General features: G+C 44.0%; 3 protein-coding genes. All 3 read right to left on the reverse strand.

Annotated features, from left to right (window positions below):
* Nucleotides 1-563 (reverse strand): class I SAM-dependent methyltransferase (locus C7Y66_RS30310; RefSeq protein WP_106548367.1); only part of this gene is annotated, 563 nt, incomplete at its 3' end.
* A 122-nt stretch (nucleotides 564-685) separates the two neighbouring features.
* Nucleotides 686-1,231: an aldo/keto reductase gene (locus C7Y66_RS30315; protein WP_199197739.1), complete on the reverse strand. Its 546-nt coding sequence runs from the start codon at nucleotides 1,229-1,231 to the stop codon at nucleotides 686-688.
* Between the two features lie 6 nt (nucleotides 1,232-1,237).
* Nucleotides 1,238-2,551 (reverse strand): RNA-guided endonuclease TnpB family protein, encoded by a 1,314-nt coding sequence (locus tag C7Y66_RS30320; RefSeq protein ID WP_106548366.1) that lies wholly within the window; start codon nucleotides 2,549-2,551, stop codon nucleotides 1,238-1,240.
* Nucleotides 2,552-2,579 lie beyond the last annotated feature (28 nt).

A 2,579-nucleotide genomic window follows, 5' to 3' on the forward strand; every position in this document is an offset into this window, starting at 1 on the left:
TTCCAGGGTGGATCGACGCATTTTTGCGGCTCGAAATAAGCAAAGCTCCAACGATAAAGCGATTCTCCATCTTCAATAACAATTGCTCTACTTTGAGGAAAACATGGATGGGAAAATACCACAACTGCGATGCCATTGACTTTTAATACTCGATTGAAGGCTCTCATCGTGTTTTCAAGATCTGGCACATCCATGAGAACGTAGTTGGAAACGATCGCGTTAAAAAAATTATCTTCAAGACTGTCCATCGTCTCGCAGTTATCTACATGAAAGTTGATATTTTGACCGTTTTGATTAGCTTTTTCGCGAGCTATTTCAATCATCCTCTCGGATAGATCGATCGCCGTTACTATAGCTCCTTGACTTGCCAATTTCCTACTAAGATAGCCTGTTCCGCATCCAGCATCCAGAATCCGAAGCTCTCGAACATCTCCGACAAAATTCCATAAAACCGGATCGGAGTTCAAACGACGGTTGCTATCTCCGTCATCTCCTACTTGTATGTCCCAATCATCAGCAACTGAATTCCAAAATTCACGGACTTCTGCAAGGCGATCGCTCATAATATCAAAAAGGCAAACTACACAATTTTAAATTTTAGCTGTTGCCACTAGGAGCGCGATCGCGCTCCTGTTGACTGTCAATTACCAACTACCAACTACCAATTACCATCCCTATAACTGTCTCATCCAATGGGACGGGGATTTGGTAGGCGTACCAATCCAGCAAACTGCTTACCTGGATACCAAGATGTTTGGGTTAGTTTGTCAAAACCAGGAATGCTCTCCATGTGCTTTACCATGCGATCGCGCATTGCTCGATCGGGTAGTTCTCCTCGCATTGCTCCCATATTCTCAGCAACGTGATTTGGGTTTGTCGTTGCGGGAATCGCGCAAGTTATAGCAGGGTGAGAAATTGCATACTTCAAGAAAAACTGCGCCCAATTCTCACAATCAATCTCGCGGGCGAAATCGGGTAGGGGTCGTCCTTTTACCAATTCAAATAGACGCGCCTTCTCAAAGGGCATGTTGGCTAAAACTGCTATTCCTCGCTTTGCTGCTGCTGGTAGAATTCTCTCTTCGGCTGCACGTTGAGCGATCGAGTAACGGACTTGCACGAAATCCAAATCGCCATTCTCGATCCATCGTTCCATCGGGGCAAAATACACTGGTTCGTGATGGTTGACTTCTCCCCTGGCTGAAGCCGAGGGGATTCTAAACTGCTGCTTCATGGCGGTCTAAAGACGCGCCACTTCGCGTTTCAATTTAGCTGACCAGAGACGAATTCTCTGGGGACGAGTCAAAGCGCCCCTACATAGTCGGCTTAGGTCTAAACCAAGCGTTCTGCTTACTTTACGAATAATATTTGCTGCCGCTTGAGCATCGCAATTAACGTACCAATTATTAGCTGTTCGGTACAATCCGCGCTTAACTCGCTTTCCTGACGCTCTCCAGTTTGTGGGTTTTTCACCATGTTTGGGGAGAGTATCGTTATCCAAAAATGACGCGGCAGAGGTATTCGCTTCCTCTATTTCAACAAACCTTATGCCGTACTGTTGGCAGAATTGGCTAATTCTTTCTTTGAGTCTTGCGGTTGGAATTTGCACAAAAGATTGATTGTTTTTACCCAATTTTATCTCTTGCCGTTGTCCTTGGTTCCAGCCAAATACTATCGTACCGATACGATGTTCAATGCAGTGGTTGACGACTAATCTTGCTGCTTTGTTTATCGCATCTCTCATCTGTCGATTGCGCTTTTCAGTGATAGCCGCCAACCGATTAGACCAAAAGCCTTGAGGCTTGTTTTCTTTGAGCGTGGAAACTTGCTTGTTGTACCAGCGATTGAGTGATTTGATGTGCCTACCGTCAACAATAAAGCTAGTACCAACACTAGAAGTACAAGTCAGCCAATTCGAGATTCCTGGGTCAATACCTAATGCATTGTTCGGGTCTACATCCACTTCGATAACATTAGTTTTGTAGACAAACTCGACGTAGAAACACCGATTTCTTGGCAGTATCCGTAGTTCCTTAATGTCTGCAAACTTGAGAGAGTGGCGGGAGGAATGTTTCCCCCCGCCATCTCTCATTAGATTTGACGGCATCGGAACAAAGAAGCAGTCAAGACCAAACCAACACTTAACTTGTTTTCCAAGCGGAATACGTATTTGGTTATTGATTAGCTTTAATGCCTGCTTGGGATAAGAGACAAGCGCGAAACCTCCCGATTTGCGATATTTCGCTGGTCTAGGCTTATCCGCAATTTCTCCTCGATTAAACGCAGATTTCAACTTCTTAAATGACTCGAATGATTCGGAGACAGATCTTAACACTTGTTGGGCTGCTTGTGAGTGCAACGCCTTGAAATGTTTATTGGTTTTGTATTCTGATTCCAAGTCGAACTTGCCAACAATTGTTTTAGCTTTGAAGTACATCTGTCGAGCAAAATATATACCGCAGTTAGTCAAAGAATTTGCGGTTTTGCAAATGAATTCCAGAATTGCTTCTAACTCGCTATCTGGGTGCAGTAAAACTTGTTGACATCCGTACAATTAGCATCATTTCCTAGTTAATTAATAT

Source organism: Chroococcidiopsis sp. CCALA 051 (genome assembly GCF_003015105.1).
In the GTDB taxonomy this organism is placed as follows: Bacteria; Cyanobacteriota; Cyanobacteriia; order Cyanobacteriales; family Chroococcidiopsidaceae; genus Chroococcidiopsis; species Chroococcidiopsis thermalis.

Excerpts from the sequence above, each read along its gene's own strand:
- C7Y66_RS30315 (WP_199197739.1), bottom strand. The coding sequence starts at position 1,231 with ATGAAGCAGCAGTTTAGAATCCCCTCGGCTTCAGCCAGGGGAGAAGTC.